The sequence below is a fragment of the Streptomyces sp. NPDC091292 genome, assembly GCF_044757265.1.
GTDB lineage: Bacteria > Actinomycetota > Actinomycetes > Streptomycetales > Streptomycetaceae > Streptomyces.
Genome location: NZ_JBIVUQ010000002.1, coordinates 262,044 through 281,925, shown reverse-complemented (window position 1 = coordinate 281,925; position 19,882 = coordinate 262,044). Strand labels below are relative to the sequence as shown.

Genomic DNA, 19,882 nt, shown 5'->3' with positions numbered 1-19,882 from the left:
CGGTCCTCCGTCGTGGTGGGGTGCCCGCCTGTGTCGGTCGGCGCGCCCTCGGCGGCGCGCTTCGGGCGGGCGGATGCCTGGCGGTCGGTGATGACTCGGTGGCTGTTGTGACGTATTGCGGCCTTATCGCGGCCTGTCGGCCCGGTGACGTGATCGGCGTCCGACCGCTCGCCTACCAAGAAACCTTCTTGGTAGGTTGATGTCAAGGTAGGTGTTGAGCCTTGATCGACCCTTGAAGGAGTTCAAGGGGTTCGGAGAGGAGTTCGGAGATGACCGACACGGATCTGACGGGGACGGTCGCGCTGGTCACGGGCGCGTCCAGCGGCATAGGCGCCGCAGTGGCCCGCGGCCTGGCCGCCCGGGGATCGGCCGTGGCCCTGGTGGCCCGGCGCGGGGACCGGCTCGACGCACTGGCCGAGGAGCTGCGGGCCGCCGGCGGGCGCGCCCTCCCCCTGGCCGCCGACGTGACCGACGCCGGCCAGGCGCGCACGGCGGTGGAACGGGCCGTCGACACCTGGGGCCGCCTGGACATCCTGGTCAACAACGCCGGCGTGGCCCACCCCGGACCGATACCGGACGCACCGCTCACCGAGTGGGAGCAGATGGTCCAGGTCAACCTGCTGGGCACGCTGTACTGCGCGCATGCCGCCCTGCCGCATCTGCTCGCCGCGGCCGACGACGGCCTCCGTCGCGTGGCCGACCTGGTCGGCGTCAGCTCCCTGTCGGGGAGCGCCCCGCGCAAGGGATCGGGCGTCTACAGCGCGACCAAACAGGCGCTGAACACGTACAGCGAGGTACTACGGCAGGAGGTGGCGGGGCGCCGGGTGCGGGTCGCGGTACTGGAGCCCGCGGCGGTCGCGACCGACCTTCTTCCCCCTCGGACACGGCAGGATCTCGCGGCCCGGCGCGACTACGAGCGGCTGAGCCCGGAGGACGTCGCCGACGCGCTCACCTACGTCGTGACGCGCCCGGCGCACGCGGCGGTCAGCCATCTGCTGATCCGCCCGAGCCGGTCGGAGCGGTGAGCGCGGCGGGAGACGGCCAGGGGAAGCAGGCCGAAGTGGACCGAAGCAGCCCGAAGCAGCTCCCGGCGGCTTGAATCAAGCTGCTTGAATCAACCTACTAGGTAGGTTACGGTTACCGATGACTGGACCATCCGCGTCCCGGGCGCCCCGGCGGCCCGGGAACACCCTGGGAGCGACATGTCCGTGCCTCACACCCCCGCGAAGATCTACCGCGGCCGGGTGGCCGACCAGATCGTCGAGGATCTCCGCACACAGATCCTCAGCGGCGCCCTGCCGGACGGCTCACGCCTGCCCGCCGAACGGGAGCTGGCCGCGTACTACGACGTCAGCGCCCCGACCGTCCGCGAGGCGGTCCGCGTGCTGACCGCGATGGGCCTGGTCAACACCCGTAACGGCAGCCGGGCGACCGTCACCGCGCAGGGCGACACCCTGCTCGCCGTGTCCATCGCCTCCGTCGTCCAGGTCGAGAAGGTCGGCGCCAGGGAAGTGCTCGGCCTGCTCGGCGCGCTCAACGCCTACGGAGCCGAACTCGCCGCCGAGCACGCGTCCGACGAGGAGATCGCCCTGCTGCGTGCAGCGGCCGAGGCGGTCCCCGCCGCCGAGGGCGTGGAGCGGTCGGCCGCCGCGCTCCAGCACTTCTTCGCGACCCTGTGCGAGATCTCCCACAACTCGCTGCTCGCCGCGCTGAGCCGCTTCATCACCGAAATGCAGATCGGGCTCGCCGTGAAGCTGTCCGGCGGCGAGGGCGGCGACTGGGGCCGGGTCGCGGGCGCGCTCCACACGGAACGCATGCGGATCGTCGCCGCCGTCGCGTCCCGGGACCCGGGGCGCGCCGCCTCCGTGGTCCGCGACTACCACCGCCAGGCCGTCGAGCGCATCACCTCGGTCCGCAAGGAAGGCGGGACCGCCCCCTCCGACGCCGGACTGACCGAGGCCCTGACCTCCTGGCTGCGGTCGAACGTGACCCTGGGCGGCGGCCCGTCCGCGGTGCGTCGGGGTACGCCGTCGTGACCGCCCCGGTGACCGGATTCCGTACCGTCCGCGAGGCCGCCTTCGACATCCTGCGGCTGCACGGACTGACCACCGTCTTCGCCAACCCCGGTTCGACCGAGGTCTCCCTGCTCGCCGATCTGCCCGAGGACCTTCGGTTCGTCCTGGCGCTGCACGAGGGTTCGGTGGTGGGGGCCGCCACCGGCTGGGCACTGGCCCGCGAGGAACCCGCGCTGGTCCTGCTGCACACCACCGCAGGGCTCGGCAACGCGGTGGGCGCCCTGGCGACGGCCCGGGTCAACCGTGCGCCCCTGGTCGTCCTCGTCGGCCAGCAGGACCGCCGCCATCTCGCCCAAGAACCTTTTCTGGCCGGGCAGTTGGCGGGTCTGGCCGGGGAGTATCCGGTACGTGTGGAGGCGCCGGTGCGCGCCCAGGACGTACCGGGCGCGATCGGCCGGGCCGTGCACGCGGCCCGTGAGGGGCGGGGGCCCGCCCTGGTGCTCGTCCCCATGGACGACTGGGCCGAGCCGGCCGACGACCTGCCGGTGCCGGCGGCCGTCGAGGTCCGGCGCCCCGCCGTCGCCGATCCGCGTGCCGTCGCCGAGGTCGCCGACCTACTGGCCCGTGCCGCGTCGCCGGTCCTGGTCGTCGGGGCGGGCGCCGACCACGCGGACAGCTGGACCGCGCTCACCGCCCTCGCCGAACGGCTCGACTGCCCCGTATGGCAGGAGCCCTTCGGGGCGCGCGCCGGGTTCCCGCAGGACCATCCGCTGTTCGCGGGGCATCTGCCCGCCGACCGGCCCCGGCTGCGCACCGCGCTCGCCGCACACGACCTGGTGCTGTGCGTGGGCGCCGCCTTCCTCCGCCAATACCCTTACGCCCCGGGGAAGTTGACCGACGCACGGGTGGTCGTGGTGACCGACGATCCGGCCGAGGCCCACCGCTCCCCCGCCGAACTGGCCGTCGTCTCCCCCCTGCCGGACTTCTGCGACCGCCTCGCACACCGCACACCCCGCCGCCCACCTGCGGACCGACCACTCCCGACGCCGGCGAAGGCTGCTGACCGGCGGCACCACGTCCCGGCGGCGGGCGAGCCGTTGAGCCCCACCCATGTGCTGGCGGCGCTCGCGGAGCGACTGCCCGTCGGCACCGTGGTCGTGGAGGAGACGCCCTCCTCACGCCCCGACCTGCACGCCCTGCTCCCCGCCCGCGCCCCGCTCGGTTTCCTCAGCGCCGCCATGGGCGCCCTCGGTTTCGCGCTGCCCGCGGCGATCGGCGTGCGGATGGCGCAGCCGGGCCGCCCGGTGGTCGCCGTCGTCGGCGACGGCTCGTCCCTCTACCAGATCCAGTCCCTGTGGACGGCCGCCCACTACGGCGTCGGCGCCGTCTTCGTCGTCCTCGCCAACGGCCGGTACGCGGTCATGGACAAGCTCGCCGAACAGCACGGGGGCAGGCCGCCGTGGCCCGCGTTCGACGAGGTCAGCGTGGCGGGAATGGCCGAGTCCCTGGGCTGCGCCGTCCGCCGTGTCACCGGGTACGGCGATCTGTGCGCCACGCTCGACACCGTCTGCGCGGATCTGGCGGACCGTACCGCACCGCTGGTCCTGGAGATCGCCGTCACGGTCGGCGCCGACTTCTGCCCCTGAGGAGTCGGCGTAGGAGTCGGCGTAGAAGTCGGCGTCGGCGGACGTGACCGGACGCCTCACCACACCCCACACACATCCCCATCCCTCCCCTCCTCTCCCTTCTCTCCTCTCTGGAGGCCGCGATGTCTCTGCTCGATCCCACTCTCTGGTCCGGCAAGGTCGGCGTCGGCGGCTGGTCGGCACCCACCGGGGGCACCGCCCCCGTGGTCGAGCCCGCCACCGGTGAAGTCCTGGACTCCATCGGCGTGGCCACCCCCGAGGACGTCGCGACGGCCGCCGAGCGCGCCGCCCGCGCCCAGACCGCCTGGTCCCGCACCCCGTACACCGAACGTGCCGCCGTACTGCGGCGCGCGGGCGACCTGTTCGTCCGGCACGCCGACGAGATCCAGCGGTGGCTGGTCCGGGAGGCGGGCAGCATCCCCGGCAAGGCGGCATTCGAGACGACCACCGCGGCCCAGGAGTGCTACGAGGCCGCCGCGCTCGTGTCCCGCCCGCTCGGCGAAGTACTGCCCTCCGCCGAGCCCCGGCTCAGCCTCGCGCGCCGGGTGCCCGCGGGGGTGATCGGCGTCATCGCCCCGTTCAATGTGCCGCTCGTGCTGGCCATCCGCTCCGTCGCCCCGGCCCTGGCCCTCGGCAACGCGGTCCTGCTCAAACCCGATCTGCGGACCGCCGTGTCCGGCGGGGTCGCGCTCATGCGGGTGTTCGAGGAGGCGGGGCTGCCCGCCGATGTGCTGCACCTTCTGCCGGGCGGCGCCGACACGGGAGCGGCCCTCGTAATCGCGCCCCAGGTGCGCGTCATATCCTTCACCGGCTCCACGGCCGCGGGCCGCAAGGTCGGCGCGGCGGCCGCCCAGCACCTCAAGCGCGCCCACCTCGAACTCGGCGGCAATTCCGCGCTGATCGTGCTGCCGGACGCGGACCTGGAGCGGGCCGCCTCCACCGCCGCCTGGGGTTCCTTCTTCCACCAGGGCCAGGTCTGCATGAGCACCGGCCGTCATCTGGTCCATGCCTCAATCGCCGACGAGTACGTCGAACGGCTCGCGCACAAGGCGGAGCACCTGCCGGTCGGCAACCCCGCAAAGGAGCAGGTGGCGCTCGGCCCGATCATCGACGCAGGCCAGCGCGACAAGATCCACGGGCTGGTCCGCTCCAGCGTCGAGGGCGGGGCGCGGCTGGCGGCCGGCGGCACGTACGAGGACCTGTTCTACCGGCCGACCGTCCTCACCGGAGTCACGGACGCCTCACCCGCGTACGCCGAGGAGGTCTTCGGCCCGGTCGCCCCGGTGCGGGCGTTCTCCGACCTGGACGAGGCGGTCGCCCTGGCCACCGCCACGCCGTACGGGCTCTCCCTGGGCATCCTCACCGGCGATGTGATGCGGGGCCTCGACCTCGCCGAGCGCATCCCGACCGGACTCGTCCACATCAACGACCAGACGGTCAACGACGAGGCCGTCGCCCCCTTCGGCGGCGTCGCCGCCTCCGGCACGGGGGCGCGATTCGGGGGCGCGGCGAACATAGAGGCGTTCACGGAGACCCGCTGGATCACGGCCCGCTCGACGCAGGCGGCGTATCCGTTCTGAGGGGCCGCACTTCTGACGGGCCGTTGTTCTGACGGACCGTAGTGCACCCTTGGGCCATGGGAACAGGACGCCGCAGCCAGGCCGAACGAGACGCGATCACGGTCGAGATCGGCTATGCGCTGCTCAGCGCGTGCTTCCTCGGCGCCGTCGTGTTCGCGACGGTCGCCGGCCCCGCCGCCGTATGGCACCTGCCTCCCACCGTCGAAAGGTTCCTGCTGATCGGGGGAGCTTCACTCGGCGGAACGCTGGCGGTGCTCCGCGTCATCCATGTCCTCTGGCGGCAGACGCGCGAGTACCGCTGAGGGAGGCAGGCTCGGGGAGCGGCGAGGGCCGCGCCGAGGCCCTGGAGATGCGGGCACCGATCAGCAGGCCCTCGTTCGGGGCCGGCCCGCCCAGTAGTGCGGCCAGAGTGAAGACGGCGGTACCGGCCTGGAACATCCGCCGACCCACGAACGGGTCGCCCGCGCCGCGGTCCGTCCTCCCCTTTGACTATCGACTCGGACGTCGATATTTTTACTTCTATGACGAACATGGAAGCCCACAGCGCAAACGGCACCCGCCCGGCAGCCCCCCGGCTCTACGTCATCACGGGCTCCGCCTCCGGCATCGGCCTGGCCACCCGGCAGCTTCTGGAGTCCCAGGGGCACCGCGTGATCGGAGCGGACCTCCACGACGCCGAGGTGATCGCCGACCTTTCGACACCCGAAGGCCGTACCACCCTGGTGGAGGACGTCACGGAGCTGAGCGGCGGCCGGATCGACGCCGTCCTGGCCGTGGCCGGCGTCGACATCGCAGGTCCCGCCACCGCCGCGATCAACTACTACGGTGCGATCGCCACCATGGACGGCCTGCGCCCGCTGCTCCACGAGTCGCCCGCCCCGCGCGTGGCCGCCGTCTCCTCCATCACGTCGGTCCACCCCTTCGACCAGCAGCTCCTGGACACGCTGCTGGACGGCACGGAAGAGGACGCCCTGGCGCGCGCGGCCACCGCGCCACAGGTGTACGCCACCACGAAGCGGGCGCTGTCCCGCTGGATCCGGCGGCACGCCGTCGACGCCGGGTGGGCGGGCGCGGGCATCCCGCTCAACGCCGTCGCCCCTGGCCTGGTCCGTACCGAACTCCTCAAGCGGCTCTTCGAGGACCCCGAGACCCAGCGCCGCATCGAAGCAGGCAGCCCGATGCCGCTCGGCGGGCCCTATGAGCCGGTGGCGGCGGCGGAACTTCTGGCCTGGCTGACGAGCGAGACCAACGGTCATATGACAGGCCAGACCATCTTCCTCGACGGTGGCGCCGATGTGGTGCTCCGTGGCGATTCCACCTGGTAGACGCGTAGACCCTGGCACGGCGGCAGGTGCGGCGCGGCAGCTCCGGGTCGATGACCCGGAGCTGCGAACTCTGTGGCTGACCACCCGTCAATCAGCGAGCGGGAACCGTTCGGCCGTCCACGCACCGATCACATCGGCGGCCAGGCTGCTGCCCGCCGGTTCCCCCGGGGAGAGCGGGCCGCCGAAGTGCAGGCCGCGGACGCTCCGGTGCGTGGCGTCACCCGAGCCGAAGCTCTTCATCATGGCGGCGGAGTCCGGGGGGAACGCCGCCTGGTCACCGGTGAGTTCGACGAGCAGCGTGGGGGCGCCGATGCCGGGTGCGCAGCGAAGGAAGTCCGCGTGGGTCGACACGGCGGACCAGGTGGAAAGCCAGGCTTCCGGCGTGGACAGCCGCCCGAATCCCAGGAGTCCGTAGTTGATGAGGTCCGGCCGGCTGCCGAACAGCGACCCGTAGGGACGTTCATTGGCGTCCAGCGTCTGGTCGGTACCGCGCAGATCCGCGTCGGTGCGGTAGACGGTGATGATCCTGGGCGCCAGCGCCCGCCGCCGGTCGGCGACGTCCGCGCTCCGCTTGAAGCGTTGGCGTGCGGCGGTGGCTTCGGCGGCCAGCTCACGCGCGTGCGCGTCGATACGTTCGATACGGGCGCGCTGAGCGGCACGGTAGTGGGCGACGAACTCGGGTGTGTACGTGGAGCTTTGAGGTGCGTCGGCGAAGCCGTTGGCGGCGCTGTACGGATCGAGTTCCGGGTCAACTGACAGGGGGTCGGTCTCGTGGGTCACCGAGGGGTCGATCAGGCGCTCCAGCAGCACCCCTTGGCCCAAGTGGGGTGCCATGAAGACGGCGGCGTCCGGGACCGGCAGGTCGGCGCCGGCGAGATCGACAGGACGGCCCGCGGGTGTTCGGGAGATGCGCCGGCCGGGAGGCAGCCCGGACTGCTGGTGGTACAGCGCGGCGAGAGTGCCGCCGCCCGAATGCCCGAGCGTCACGACGTGGTCGAAGGGGCTGTTGCGTAGAAACACCTGCCCTGCGGCCATGTCGAGCACGGCCTGCTCGTGCAGCAGATTCAGATCGTTGTTGACCGAGCGGGTTCCCTGAGTCCATACGGCCATGCCCCTGGCCAGCAGCTCCGGAACCAGCACATGGTGGGTGAAGTCCTGGCGGGGGTGCATCAGACAGACGACGGTGCGCGCGCCGGGAATCGTGCGGAGCACGCCCGTCACCTTCGCGCCGTCCGCGGTGGTCAGTTCATGCAGCGAGGAGACAGCCGTATCGGGAATCGGACGGGCGGGGAAATGACGGTCGGCTCCCAGACGGACGGATGAAGTCATCGTGCCTCCACGCGTAGCGCGTCCTTGTCGTGTTGGGTGATACGCGAGTTCTCCAGCCCCGCGACCGCGCTGTACCACACGGCGTGCCGACACCCGGTGGCACGGCGGTCCACGACGAGCGTGCCGGGAGAGGTGATACGGAAATAGGGTCCGACCTTCTCCACTTCCACCGCCGGGTCCTCAGCGGCGACCTGCGGGATCGTGGCGTTTTCCGGAATGTCGAGGACATAGAGGGTGGTCATCCCCGGGTCAGCTCCTCCGTGACACCGATCCGCGCTTCTTCCCCTTGCGCGACGCGCTCGACAATCAACTCGGCTTTGCGTGTGAGCAGTTTGTCCATGCTGGGCTCGGGCCCCGATGCGACCTCGACCAGGGCGTCGATGGTGAGGTGGGCGTCCAGGTCCTCCTGTGGCGTGACCGGACGCAGTGCTCGGGTGATCTCGACCATGTAGCCGTTCGGGTCGTGCGTGTAGATCGATTCGATCGTCTCGTGCATGACCTGCATTTCCACCGGCCAGTCCGACTCGTCGAGGCGGCGGCGGTATTCGAGCAGATCCCTCTCGTTGTCGACATGAATCGCCAAGTGGCGGGAGTTGATGAAGAACTGCGGTACGTCGTCGGCGAACTTCGCATAGACATCTCCGGCGTTGCCTGCTCCGGCCGGGGGCTCGAATCCGAAGTAGTAGAAGAAGGCGATGCGGTCGTCGTTTCCGATGTCGAAGAAGAAGTGGATGAAGTCCGGATGCCGCTCCGGACCCCAGCCGGCCGCGCAGATCGAGTGAACGACGGGAAACTTCAGTACGTCACGGTAGAAGTGCACGGTGGCGACCGGGTCGAAGGTGGGAAATGCGGCGTGGTCGACACCCTTGACCCGGTGCTCGGGCTGGTTCATGTCGGACCTCCTCGTACGGGTGGCGGATCGGTTGTCAGCGGCGGGTCATCCGGCGGCCTGTGTGTCCGCCCTGAGCAGGCTCCCGGCGTCGGGGATGTCGACCGTGAGGCCGAGTTTCCGCAGCAGGGTGTAGGTGCCTGCGGTCGCGGCGGAGAGCACGGGAACCCCGAATTCGTCCTCGGCGGCCTGCACAAGGTCGAGCGAGGGCATCTGCACACACGCCGAGATGACCAGGGCGTCGACTTCGGTGAGGTCGAGATCCCGCGCGGCGCTCAGCACACGGTCGCCCGGGATCCGGCCGACCTGTTCGTTGTCGTCGATTTCCAGCGCGCGCCAGTCGGCGACGTCGAACCCCTCTGATTCCACATAGGCCACCACCTGCCGGGCGAGCGGGAGCGTGTAGGGGGTGACCAGGGCGATGCGGCGCGCGTTCAGCGCCTTCAGCCCCTCCGACAGCGCGCCTGCGCTGGACAGCACCGCGGCGTCGGCACCGCCGGTGGAGAGTTGCTCGGCGATCGCCGATTCCACCCGCCCGTGCTCTCCCGCTCCGCCCACCATCACCGCGACCAGGCACGCGTAGAGGATCGCGTCGACTCCGGCGTCGCCGAGTTCCAGGACGCAGCGTTCACGCTGCGCGTTCATCGCGCGCAGTTGCTCGGGCGACACCGTGTGCATACGCATGCGACTGGCGTGGAACGAGAAGGCCGCCTCGGGGTGCCGTCCGAGCAGGCGCGGCATCTCGGTCTCGACGGTGACATTCGAGCTGGGCACGACGAGGCCGATCCGAAATGGTCCGGGCATGAGACTCCCCTCTCCTTGACTCTCATGACTATTTTTCGACGCATGCGTCAGATTGTCAAGGGTCGGAGTCCTCTCGGGGCCCTGACATGCAAGAACGCGGGTGCCGACCGCGGAGCACCAAGCTCCGCCGCCCGCACCCGCGTCGGCCGTAATACCTCGGTGGTGGTCAGCCCTCCCCGGGGAGGAGTCGCTCCAGCGCGTCGAGGCCGGAGCGCGCCATGGCCAGCGCCGACTTCGCCGAATCCTTCGGTCCCCGCGGTGCGTCGCCCGCAGTCACCATGTCGATGGCGGACTGGCTGATCTGACGGGCCACCGCATCGATGTCGTAGTCAGGGCCCGGGTGGTACCACCAGGCCACCCAATTGCACATACCGAGGACACTGAATGCGGCGACGCGCGGATCGAGCGGTTTGAATTCCCCTCGCTCGATTCCCTCTTCGATGACAGCGGAGAGTGCGGCCAGCACGTCCCGCCGTGCTTGCCGGTGGCGGGAGCGCAGGGGCTCCGGGAGTGCTGACTCGGTCTGGTCGTGGACGCGGAACTGCTGTGGCGATTCCGCCCTCTGCCGTACCAGATTGTCCGTCAGTTCGCGGAGCTTTCCCTCCGGCGTGAGGTCCGTACGAGCCTTCAACGCCTCCAAGGTGTCGGCCAGTCCGAGACTCATCTGCTCGACCAGCATGGCAAGCAGTTCTTCTTTGCTCGTCACATAGTGATAGAGCGCCGTACGGGAAACGCCGACGGCTGCGGCGACGTCCTGGAGCGTGGTGGTTTCATATCCCTTGTCCGCGAAGAGGCCCGTTGCCTTCTCCAGCAGGTCCCGGGTGACGAGGCTTCGCCGTGCAGTACTGCGGCGCGGTGCGTCCGACCCCTTCGGCGAGGTTTCCCTCTTCGCCGCGGTGTCCTTCTTTGTCGTGTCCTTCTTCGCCGCGTCGGCGCTTTTCCCCGGTGTTTTACCTGCCATGACGCCGATCGTAGTCGAGTGGAACCACGGATGTCGATAACTCCACTCTCGCGACGAAAAGCGTCGGAGGCGGGCCGGCCGTCAGCCGTGACGGTCCGACCGGCCACCCAGGCACTGCCCCTGTCCGTCCGCCTCAGAACGGGTAGGCAGGAATCTCCGCCCGGCTGGTGACCCACTGCCATTCGGTGAACTGGTCGGCGTTGGTGAGCGTGCTGTGGTTGAAGCCATTGCCGGAAGCGCCGATACCGCCGATCGGCCCGTACACCTCGTGGAGCACGGTCTGGTCGTTGATGTGCACGATCCCGGCGTGCAACTTGTCCGCGATCCGCTGGGCACGCGCCTGATCCGCCGAGACGACTGCCGCCACCAGTCCGTAGCTGGTCCGGTTGGCCAGCGCGATGGCCTCTTCGTCCGTACGGAAGGTGGTGATGGGCGCGATCGGGCCGAAGATCTCCTCATCGAAGGCGGGCATGCCGGGGGTGACCCCGGTGAGTACGGTCGGTTCGAAGAACAGTCCGTCGCGGGAACCGCCCACCAGGGCCTGGGCCCCTTGAGCCACCGTGTCGCCGACGATCTGTTCGGCGCGGGCCGCCTGACGCTCGTTGACGATCGGTCCCACCATCACGCCGTCGGTCATCGGGTCGCCGACGACCAGCGCCTTGGCCTTCTTGACCAAGGCGTCGGTGTAGGCGTCCACGATCCTTTCGTGTACCAGGTGGCGGCCTGCGGTGAGACAGATCTGCCCCTGATGGAAGAAGGAGCCCCAGGCGCCGGCGCTGGTGGCAGCGTCGACGTCGGCGTCGTCCAGCACGATGTACGGGTTGTTGCCCCCGAGTTCGAGAGAGACGCGCTTGAGCAGTCCACCCGCGACCGAGCCGATCTCGCGGCCGGCCCGGGTCGATCCCGTGAAGCTGACCATGTCGACGGCCGGGTCCTTGACCAGGGCCTGCCCGGTCTCGACCGCGCCGGGCAGCACGTGCAGCAGCCCTGAGGGGAGACCGGCCTCCTCCAGCAGCCGCGCGAAGACGACCCCACCGGAAACCGGGGACTGTACGTCGGGCTTGAGCAGGACGGCGTTGCCCATCACGAGTGCGGGGCCCACGGCTCGGGCAGCCAGCAGAAGCGGGGAGTTCCATGGAGTGATGACACCGACGACGCCGATGGGGATCCGGCGGGCCACACTGTGGCGCCCTTCCTCCGCGCTGGCCGCCATCACGCCCTGCGGCCGGCCGCCGAGCGCTGCGGCCTCCAGGATCTCGCGGGCGGTCATATGAACCTCCCACTCCCCCTTGAACCGGATGGACCCGGTCTCCCGCATGAGCTGTTCGGTGATCTCATCCGCATGCTCCAGGAGCAGTTCCGAGAATCTGCGCACGACGTCGCCCCGCCGGGGCGCGGGCACCTGGGCCCAGGCAGCCTGGGCTTCGTGCGCGGTGGCCGCCGCAGCGGCGATGTCGGCTGCGGAGGCGATCCCGGTGTGACCGAGGACAGCCCCCGTCGCCTTCTCCGTCACGGGCTCGGTGCCCAGCCCCGGCTCCTGCCAGCCGTTGCTGTAGATCTTGCCGTTCCACGCGCCGGAGGGCGCGAAGAGGGTGGCGGACATGAACGTCTCCTCGCTGGTCCCGCGCCCCGTCCTCACGACGATCCCGTCGGCTGCCCGGGGCGGCCTGCTACAACGATGGACCCGCCCGCACTTCAAGTCAACCTCATTGTCGAACTATCGACGCGAGAGTCGATGCCTGTACAATCCGGGCATCCGAGAGCGCGGCCATGTGACATGGTCGTCAAATATTCGACACACGGGGTGGACCTTTGTGGCGGCTGTCGTTAGATTGCGAAACATGGCGAAAGCAACGGCGCAGACGTTCCCCGGCGATGAGGCCGACGAGGCGGGACTCGTTCCGTACCCGATGGAGGCCGTACTCCGGTACCGGACCGCCGGGCTCTGGTCGGGACGGCCCCTGCCGGTCGAGCTGATGTCCGCCGCGTCCACTCACTGTGGGCAGACGGCGCTGATCACTCCCGAAGGGCGCTGGAGTTACGAGGAGTTGTTCGGCGCGGCGCGACAGTTTGCCGCCGGGCTGCTGGAGTCGACCGGCCTTCGGCCCGGAGACGCGGTGATGTTCCAGATGGGCAACGTCGCCGAGACGGTCGTGTCCTACCTGGGCTGCCTGCTGGCCGCCGTGCGACCGGTGTGCACGCTGCCGCAGCACGGCGTCCGCGAGATCGGCGTCCTGGCCGAGCACATCGGGGCGCGCGGTCTGATCCTCCAGGCGGACTTCGGCCACGGCCAACTGCCGGAGCGTGCCCGTACGCTGGTCGCCCGTGGCGTGATCGAGGACGTCGTCGTGGTCCGGGGCGATGCGGCGGGCGGCGATGCGGTGGCGGGCAGCGGTGCGGAGGGCATCGGGGTGCGCTACGAAGAACTGCTCGCGTCCGGAGCCACCGCGACCGCCGCCACGCCCACCGCCACCGCGGACGCCCTCCCGTACCACAGCGGCGACCTCGGCCAAGTGGCCGTCTTCCAGTTGTCCGGGGGCACCACCGGGTTGCCGAAGATCGCGCCGCGCCTTCATGAGGAGTACGCCTACAACGCCCGCGCGTGGGCTCAGAAGCTGGGGTGGAGCCCCGGAACCGTGGTGCTGTACCCGCTGCCGATCATGCACAACGCCGGAGTTGCCCTGGCACTCCAGCCCACGTTGCTGAGCGGCGCGACGTTGGTCCTCGCGCCGTCGGCCGACGTCGGTACGCTGCTCGGTCTGATCGAGTCGACTCGGCCCGAGGCCATCCCGCTGGTTCCGCCGGCGCTGGCGATCCGGCTGCTGGACGACCCGCGCAGCCGGACCGCCGACCTGTCATCGATCAAGGACTTCATCGTCGGCGGGCAGAAGCTGGCCGAGGAGGTCGCGGAGCGCCTGCGCGACGAACTGGGTATCGCGGTGCGGCAGAAGTTCGGCATGGCGGAAGGGATGTTCCTCGTCACACCCGCACACGCCGGGGAAGAGGTACGCCACCACACCGTCGGCGAACCGATCTCGCCTGCCGACGAGATCCGTATCCTGCGGCCCGGCCAGGACACCGAGGTACCGGCCGGAGAGATCGGCGAGTTGTGTGTCCGCGGCCCCTACACGATCCGCGGCTACTACCGCGCACGCCAGCACAACGCGCACGCCTTCACCGCCGACGGGTTCTATCGCACCGGCGACCTCGCCAGGCGACACACCATCGACGGTGTGACGTGCTATTCGATCGACGGCCGCATCAAGGACGTGATCAACCGGGGTGTGGAGAAGATTCACGCCGACGAGGTCGAGGAGCTGATCGTCCGTCACCCCGCTGTCTCCAATGCGGCCTTGGTCGCGATGCCGGACAGGGTTCTGGGCGAACGGGGATGTGCGTATCTCGTACTCGAACCCGGCGGCCGACCGCTGACCGTTCAGTCGCTTGGTGCGTTCCTGCTGGCCCAGGGTTTGGCCAAGTACAAACTGCCCGAGCGGGTCGAGCTGGTGCCCGAGCTGCCGCTGTCGAACGTGGGCAAGGTCTCGAAGAAGGCGCTGCGGGAGGACGTCGAGCGGAAACTCGCGGAGGAGTCCGGCGCGGATGCATAGGTGGCTCGGGCCGGCGGCTCGGACCGGTCGCTCGGCCCCCGATGTGGACGGGACGGAACGGGTGCTGCGTGCCCCCGTCCCGTCCCGTCCGCATCCGGTCCGCCCGTCAACTGCCGTATGCCTGTTGGAAGATGTACTCGGCCGCCATGATGGCCGTCAGGTTCGTGGCGGTGGACGGGACGTCCGGGAAGATGGAGGCATCCACCACCCGCAGGTTCTCGACCCCCCGAACCGCTCCGAGGCTGTCCACGACAGCCCATGTGTCGTCGTCGCCGCCCATGGGCACGGTCGAGGTCGGGTGCTCGTACGAGCCCAGGTTCTCCAGGATGACCTGCTTGAGGGCCGCGTCGTTCTGCACGGTGTCACCCGGCAGGAGTTCGGACTCGGCCACATCGGCGAACAGTTCGTTGCGTCCGATGCGTCGGCTGAGTTTGACCGCTTCGACCATGCGCCGCAGGTCACGGGGTTCCGCGAGGAATCGGTAGTCGATGACCGGTGCGTCCTGGGGATCGCGGCTGTGGAGCCGGAGAGAGCCGATCGAGTCGGGGCGAACGATCGACACGGCGAGCACGATGGCACCCCCGGTCGGGCTGAAAGCCGGATCGATGAGGTGAGTCGCCGAGATGTGGATGTCCAGTTCGCCCTTGCCCGCCTCGCTGGATCCGGTCCAGACGAGGGCGCCTCCGGGCGGCGTCATGGCGAGCTTGCCGGGACGTAGCGCGTACACATTGAAGTAGAAGGGCTGGTTCTGCAGACGCAGGCCCACCGGCAGGTCGGACACGACGGGGATGTCCAGCGAGCGCAGATGATCGGCCGGCCCGATCCCCGAGCGCATCAGGATGGCGGGGCTGCCGAAGGCACCGGCGGAGAGGATCACCTCGCCCGCGGTGAATTCCGTGCCGTCGGTCGTCAGGACTCCCCGGGCCACGCCCGCGTCGAAGAGCACTCGGTCGATCTCCGTGTCGCCACGGACCGTCAGGTTCGGGCGGCGGCGGACCTCGTCGGTCAGATAGGTCATTCCCGTGTTCTGGCGCACTCCCTCCACCACGTTGAGCTGGTAGGCCGTGACCCCGTCCTGATCGGTGCCGTTCACGTCCTTCAGGCGCTTGAACCCTTCGCTCGCGGAGGCGTCGATGAAGGCCTGGAGCGATGGAGTCAGTTCCTCGTACCCCAGTTGGCGGATGGGAAGTGGCCCCGACCGACCGCGCAGGGTGTCATCGCCCGCCGAGGTGGTCTCCAGCCGCTTGTAGGCCTCCAACACCTCGGCGTCCGTCCAGCCGGAGAGGCCGTGGGCACGCCAGCGCGCGAAGTCCGGCCTACGGGCGCGGAGTGCGACACCGGCGTTGACGCCGGAACTGCCGCCGAGCACCTTGCCTCGCGGGGCCGCGATGCTGTTGTCGCCCTGCCCGGTCGCGGCGGAGTAGCCCCAGTCGTGGTCCTCGTCCCCGCCGACACGACCGCTGTCGCGGATCACGTCGGGGTACTCGTCCGGGGCGTACGCCCGCCCTGCCTCCAGCAGAAGCACCTTTCGGGAGGTGTCCCCGCTCAGCCGACGCGCCAGGACCGCTCCAGCGGAGCCGCCTCCCACCACGATGACGTCGTAACTCCGCCCGCTCACGTCACGTACTTCACTCACATCACTCACTGCAAACACACTCCCCTGTGGGCCGTGCGGGAACCACGCGGTGGATGTCCACGCTTCACACCTCACCATACGTCACACATGTCGAATCTTCAACACTCACGTCAAACGGAGGCCGGCGCCCGGCTGTCTGTCACCAGCTACCGATCGGGGCGCCGGGCCGGCTGATTAGAGTGGCCGCCATGAGTGATCACCCCGAACCGCCGAACCTGTCGCCGGTCCACCTGGGCGCGGGCGGTGGCGCCGGCGACTGGGAGGCCGTCACCACCGGCGAGTCGGAGGCCGCCGTCTTCCGCAGCGCGGACGGCACCCGGTACGCCAAGTGCGTGGCCGCCGATGGTGCGGCCAACCTCGCAACCGACCTCGCGGCCGCCCTGGCCGCCGAGCGCGACCGCGTCGCGTGGCTGGGCGACCAGGGCGTCCCCGGACCCCGCGTACTCGACTGGCACTCCGGCGACACGGGCAGTTGCCTGGTGACCAGCGCCGTCCCCGGCGTACCCGCCGACCAGGTGTCCGCCGCCGACCTGCGAGCCTCCTGGGAACGCATCGCGGACGCGGTCCGCGCGCTGCACGAGGTACCCGTACGACAGTGCCCGTTCCGCCGCGACCTGGACCGGATGACCGCCGTGGCACGCGACGTCGTGGACCGTGGCGCGGTGAACCCGGAGTTCCTCCCCGTCGAGCAGCAGCACACACCGCCCGGTGAACTACTGGCCCGCCTCGTCCCGCAGCTAGCACGGCGACGGGAGCAGGAGGCCGCCGACATGGTCGTCTGCCACGGCGACCTCTGCCTCCCCAACATCATCCTCGACCCGCGGACCCTGCACGTGTCGGGCTTCATCGACCTGGGCCGGCTGGGGCTGGCCGACCGCTACGTCGACCTGTCGCTCCTGCTCGCCAACGCGCGGGAGACCTGGCCGGACGAGGAACAGGCGCGGGCCGCGGACACGGCGTTCGCCAAGACGTACGACATCGCCCTCGACCACGAACGCCTGCGGTTCTACCTCCATCTCGACCCGCTCACCTGGGGCTGAGCGGTACTCCTGGTGGGGCCGGGGCCGATCTGCTCACAAGGCCGCCACCGGATTGGGAGCGTCCGCGGGGATCGGTTCGACGACCTCCCAGCGCTCGGCGATCAGGCTGTCCTGAAGCCGGAAGACATCGGCCACCGCGATGTCGAGTGCGCCGCCGGGCAGCCACCGCCGGGAGAACATCGTCACGTAGTCGCCCTCTGCCACGAGCCGGCGAATGTCGAACCGCATCTCGGCGAGCGGCAGTTGCCGCGCCACCGCCATCCAGTCCGCTTTCGTACGGGTCCGGAACGGCAGCCCGTGGTCCACGTAGTCGTCTCGGAGGAGCGGTGCGACGGCGTCGAGGTCGCCCTTGCCGTACAACTCCAGGCAGGTGAGGACCAGCTCCTTGCCCTCGGTGCCGTACTCGTCCCTGCGGCCGGTGCTGCGGCCGGTGTTGCGGTCATTGCCGTGTTCAGTGCTCTGGTCTTCGGTCATGTCCAGGAGTGTGGCGGCGCGGTCGTGGTCCGTCGATGAACTCGGAGTTCATGGACCGTGGTCGCACGGCGCGACTAGGGTCGACGCTGTGGAGACAGTGGGTGGCCTGTTGCGCGAGTGGCGGCACAGTCGACGGCTGAGCCAGCTCGATCTCGCGCTGGCGGCCGACGTTTCGCCGCGCTATGTCAGCCTCGTCGAGACGGGCCGGTCCCGGCCGAGCGCCGACATGGTGCTGCGGCTCGCGGCCCAGCTTGAGGTGCCGCTGCGGCATCGCAACCGTCTGCTGGTGGCGGCCGGGTTCGCGCCGCGCTATCGCGAGCGCCCACTCGACGAGCCGGACATGTCGGCGGTTCGGGACGCCGTCGTCAGGGTGCTGCGCGCGCACGAGCCGTATCCGGCGCTGGTCGTGGACCGGCGTTGGAACATCATGATGGTCAACGCACCGGTCGAGCACTTCCTCACGGACGTCGATCCCGAACTGCTGCGCGCCCCGGTCAACATGGTGCGGCTCGGCCTCGACCCGCGCGGTCTCGCCTCCCGGATCATCAACCTCGCCGACGTCCGTTCGTTCTTCCGCGCCCGCCTGTCGCGCGAGGCCGCCAGATCCGGTGATCCGGTGGTCGGCGCCCTCTACGACGAGTTCTTCGCCGACCAAGAGCCGGACGGACCGCCGCCCCGCCTGGAGTCGGAGGTGACGATCCCGATGATCTTCCGCTTCCGGGAGGGCGAGTTGAGGCTGTTCTCGACCCTCACGACCTTCGGCACCCCTCAGGACATCACCCTCGAAGAGATCTCCATCGAGTCCTACTACCCGGCGGACACGGAAAGCGCCGCCCTCCTGCACACCCTCGCCAACACACGACCGACCCCCCGGGTCCGGTCGTTCTCGGGACCCACCTGAGTCGACCCCACCACCAGCCGAAGCCCGCGCTCGACCAAGCGGCCTCACGAACCGGGCGAAGTGGCACGCCCCATGGTGGGCCCACGCACTCCCTCCCCCCGAACTATGGTGTCTCACCACATGTGCCTCTGATCTGGGTGTTCCTACGGTGTGGCGACACACAACCGTCCCCGCCCTCCGCTCGGAAGTGGTGACCATGGCCGCCTCACCAACCGCTCCTCCCCCGCCCGCGAACCTCAAGCGCATCGTCGCGGCGAGCCTCATCGGCACGACCATCGAGTGGTACGACTTCTTCCTGTACGGCTCCGCCGCCGCACTCGTGTTCAACAAGGTGTTCTTCCCCGACTCCGATCCGCTCGTCGGCACACTGCTGTCCTTCCTCACCTACGCGGTGGGTTTCGCCGCCCGTCCCCTCGGCGCCCTGGTGTTCGGGCACTACGGCGACCGGCTGGGCCGCAAGAAGCTCCTCGTACTGAGTCTGCTGCTCATGGGCGGCGCGACCTTCGCCATCGGGCTGTTGCCGACGCACGCCATGGTCGGCACCGCCGCACCCGTACTGCTGACGGTGCTCCGGCTCGTCCAGGGATTCGCGCTCGGCGGCGAGTGGGGCGGCGCCGTCCTGCTGGTGTCCGAGCACGGCGACGCCCGGCGCCGCGGCTTCTGGGCGTCCTGGCCGCAGACCGGCGCCCCGGCCGGCCAACTCCTCGCCACCGGTGTTCTTTCGCTGCTGACCGCGCTCCTGTCGGACTCGGCCTTCGAGACCTGGGGCTGGCGCATACCGTTCCTCCTGTCCGGAGTCCTCGTGGTCGTCGGCCTGTGGATACGTCTCTCCGTCGATGAATCACCCGTGTTCAAGGCGGCGTTGGCGCGCGCCGAGGCACGCAAGCAGGCCGTCCTCGCGGAGGCGGGCGCGACCACGGACGGGACGGCCGCCGCGACCGCGGCCGAGAAGCTGCCCCTCGTCGCCGTGCTGCGCCACCACTGGCGCGACGTCCTCATCGCCATGGGCGCCCGCATGGCCGAGAACATCAGCTACTACGTGATCACCGCCTTCATCCTCGTGTACGCCACCACCTCCGCGGGGCTGTCGAAACAGACCGCGCTCAACGCGGTACTCATCGGCTCCGCCGTGCACTTCGCGACCATCCCCGCCTGGGGTGCCCTCTCCGACCGGATCGGGCGCAAGCCCGTGTATCTGGTGGGCGCCGCCGGCGTAGGGCTGTGGATGTTCCCCTTCTTCTCGCTGATCGACACGGGCACCTTCGGGAACCTCCTGCTCGCGGTCACCGTCGGACTGGTCCTGCACGGCGCGATGTACGCACCGCAGGCCGCGTTCTTCTCCGAGATGTTCGCGACCCGGATGCGGTACTCGGGAGCCTCGATCGGCGCACAGTTCGCCTCGGTAGCCGCGGGTGCCCCCGCTCCGCTCATCGCGACCGCACTGCTGGCGGACTACGACAGCTCCACCCCGGTGGCGCTCTATGTGATCGCCGCCGTCATCCTCACGCTCATCGCGGTCGGCGTCGCCCAGGAGACCCGCCATCGCGACCTGGACCGCATCGGGACCGGACCCGGCGACCTCGCCGACCCCACTGAGCCGCCCGATCCCTCTGATCCCTCCGCTCCATCACCCGAGCGGACCGGTGCGGACTCCCGCACCGTCTGACAGGGGCG

The 19,882-nt window shown here is 70.0% G+C and carries 18 protein-coding genes; 10 read left to right on the top strand and 8 right to left on the bottom strand.

Annotation, left to right across the window (positions count from 1 at the left end):
• The first annotated feature begins 269 nt into the window (after positions 1-269).
• The 6 genes from ACIQNU_RS09360 (at position 270) to ACIQNU_RS09335 (ending at position 6,566) form a co-directional block, all read left to right on the top strand.
• Positions 270-1,025 carry an SDR family NAD(P)-dependent oxidoreductase gene (locus ACIQNU_RS09360; protein WP_401363215.1) on the top strand — a complete coding sequence of 252 codons (756 nt, stop codon included), beginning with the start codon at positions 270-272 and terminating at the stop codon, positions 1,023-1,025.
• Between the two features lie 177 nt (positions 1,026-1,202).
• Complete coding sequence (locus ACIQNU_RS09355; RefSeq protein WP_401363213.1) at positions 1,203-2,036, top strand: FadR/GntR family transcriptional regulator; 834 nt, start codon at positions 1,203-1,205, stop codon at positions 2,034-2,036.
• Positions 2,033-3,661 (top strand): thiamine pyrophosphate-dependent enzyme, encoded by a 1,629-nt coding sequence (locus ACIQNU_RS09350; RefSeq protein WP_401363210.1) that lies wholly within the window; start codon positions 2,033-2,035, stop codon positions 3,659-3,661. Before ACIQNU_RS09355 ends, ACIQNU_RS09350 begins: the two co-directional genes overlap by 4 nt.
• Positions 3,662-3,783: 122 nt before the next feature.
• Complete coding sequence (locus ACIQNU_RS09345; protein ID WP_401363207.1) at positions 3,784-5,241, top strand: benzaldehyde dehydrogenase; 1,458 nt, start codon at positions 3,784-3,786, stop codon at positions 5,239-5,241.
• A gap of 56 nt (positions 5,242-5,297) precedes the next feature.
• Positions 5,298-5,543 carry a DUF6332 family protein gene (locus ACIQNU_RS09340; RefSeq protein ID WP_401363204.1) on the top strand — a complete coding sequence of 82 codons (246 nt, stop codon included), beginning with the start codon at positions 5,298-5,300 and terminating at the stop codon, positions 5,541-5,543.
• A 219-nt stretch (positions 5,544-5,762) separates the two neighbouring features.
• On the top strand, positions 5,763-6,566 hold the full coding sequence (locus ACIQNU_RS09335) for an SDR family oxidoreductase (protein ID WP_401363202.1): 804 nt from the start codon (positions 5,763-5,765) through the stop codon (positions 6,564-6,566).
• An 87-nt stretch (positions 6,567-6,653) separates the two neighbouring features.
• On the opposite strand, the gene ACIQNU_RS09330 is transcribed toward ACIQNU_RS09335, so the two are convergent.
• The 6 genes from ACIQNU_RS09330 to ACIQNU_RS09305 all read right to left on the bottom strand — a co-directional run bounded on the left by ACIQNU_RS09330 (position 6,654) and on the right by ACIQNU_RS09305 (position 12,152).
• Positions 6,654-7,895 carry a hypothetical protein gene (locus ACIQNU_RS09330; protein WP_401363200.1) on the bottom strand — a complete coding sequence of 414 codons (1,242 nt, stop codon included), beginning with the start codon at positions 7,893-7,895 and terminating at the stop codon, positions 6,654-6,656.
• Positions 7,892-8,137, bottom strand: coding sequence for a hypothetical protein (locus ACIQNU_RS09325; protein ID WP_401363197.1), 246 nt, complete (start codon positions 8,135-8,137; stop codon positions 7,892-7,894). Before ACIQNU_RS09325 ends, ACIQNU_RS09330 begins: the two co-directional genes overlap by 4 nt.
• The gene (locus tag ACIQNU_RS09320) at positions 8,134-8,787 is read right to left on the bottom strand and encodes a VOC family protein (RefSeq protein WP_401363194.1); all 654 of its coding nucleotides are present in this window, start codon (positions 8,785-8,787) and stop codon (positions 8,134-8,136) included. The genes ACIQNU_RS09325 and ACIQNU_RS09320 overlap by 4 nt, the downstream gene beginning before the upstream one ends.
• Before the next feature lie 45 nt (positions 8,788-8,832).
• Entirely contained in the window at positions 8,833-9,588 is a 756-nt protein-coding gene (locus ACIQNU_RS09315; RefSeq protein ID WP_401363192.1) for an Asp/Glu racemase, read from the bottom strand.
• A 166-nt stretch (positions 9,589-9,754) separates the two neighbouring features.
• Positions 9,755-10,549 carry a TetR/AcrR family transcriptional regulator gene (locus ACIQNU_RS09310; RefSeq protein ID WP_401363189.1) on the bottom strand — a complete coding sequence of 265 codons (795 nt, stop codon included), beginning with the start codon at positions 10,547-10,549 and terminating at the stop codon, positions 9,755-9,757.
• Positions 10,550-10,682: 133 nt separating this feature from the next.
• A complete protein-coding gene (locus ACIQNU_RS09305) occupies positions 10,683-12,152 on the bottom strand; it encodes a benzaldehyde dehydrogenase (protein WP_401363186.1) in 1,470 nt (489 codons plus the stop codon).
• 238 nt (positions 12,153-12,390) lie between these two features.
• Here ACIQNU_RS09305 and ACIQNU_RS09300 point away from each other — a divergent pair, with 238 nt between their 5' ends.
• Positions 12,391-14,157, top strand: coding sequence for a (2,3-dihydroxybenzoyl)adenylate synthase (locus tag ACIQNU_RS09300; protein WP_401363184.1), 1,767 nt, complete (start codon positions 12,391-12,393; stop codon positions 14,155-14,157).
• Positions 14,158-14,263: 106 nt separating this feature from the next.
• On the opposite strand, the gene ACIQNU_RS09295 is transcribed toward ACIQNU_RS09300, so the two are convergent.
• Complete coding sequence (locus tag ACIQNU_RS09295; protein WP_401363181.1) at positions 14,264-15,793, bottom strand: GMC family oxidoreductase; 1,530 nt, start codon at positions 15,791-15,793, stop codon at positions 14,264-14,266.
• 188 nt (positions 15,794-15,981) lie between these two features.
• On the opposite strand from ACIQNU_RS09295, the gene ACIQNU_RS09290 reads away from it, so the two are divergent.
• Positions 15,982-16,833 (top strand): APH(3'') family aminoglycoside O-phosphotransferase, encoded by an 852-nt coding sequence (locus tag ACIQNU_RS09290; RefSeq protein ID WP_401363178.1) that lies wholly within the window; start codon positions 15,982-15,984, stop codon positions 16,831-16,833.
• 33 nt (positions 16,834-16,866) lie between these two features.
• Here ACIQNU_RS09290 and ACIQNU_RS09285 read toward each other — a convergent pair whose 3' ends face one another.
• Positions 16,867-17,307 (bottom strand): nuclear transport factor 2 family protein, encoded by a 441-nt coding sequence (locus tag ACIQNU_RS09285; RefSeq protein ID WP_401363175.1) that lies wholly within the window; start codon positions 17,305-17,307, stop codon positions 16,867-16,869.
• Positions 17,308-17,395: 88 nt separating this feature from the next.
• Between ACIQNU_RS09285 and ACIQNU_RS09280 the strand changes: the two genes are divergently transcribed.
• Together ACIQNU_RS09280 and ACIQNU_RS09275 are read left to right on the top strand one after the other, a co-directional pair.
• The gene (locus ACIQNU_RS09280) at positions 17,396-18,208 is read left to right on the top strand and encodes a helix-turn-helix domain-containing protein (RefSeq protein ID WP_401363172.1); all 813 of its coding nucleotides are present in this window, start codon (positions 17,396-17,398) and stop codon (positions 18,206-18,208) included.
• Between the two features lie 196 nt (positions 18,209-18,404).
• On the top strand, positions 18,405-19,874 hold the full coding sequence (locus ACIQNU_RS09275; protein ID WP_401363169.1) for an MFS transporter: 1,470 nt from the start codon (positions 18,405-18,407) through the stop codon (positions 19,872-19,874).
• Positions 19,875-19,882 lie beyond the last annotated feature (8 nt).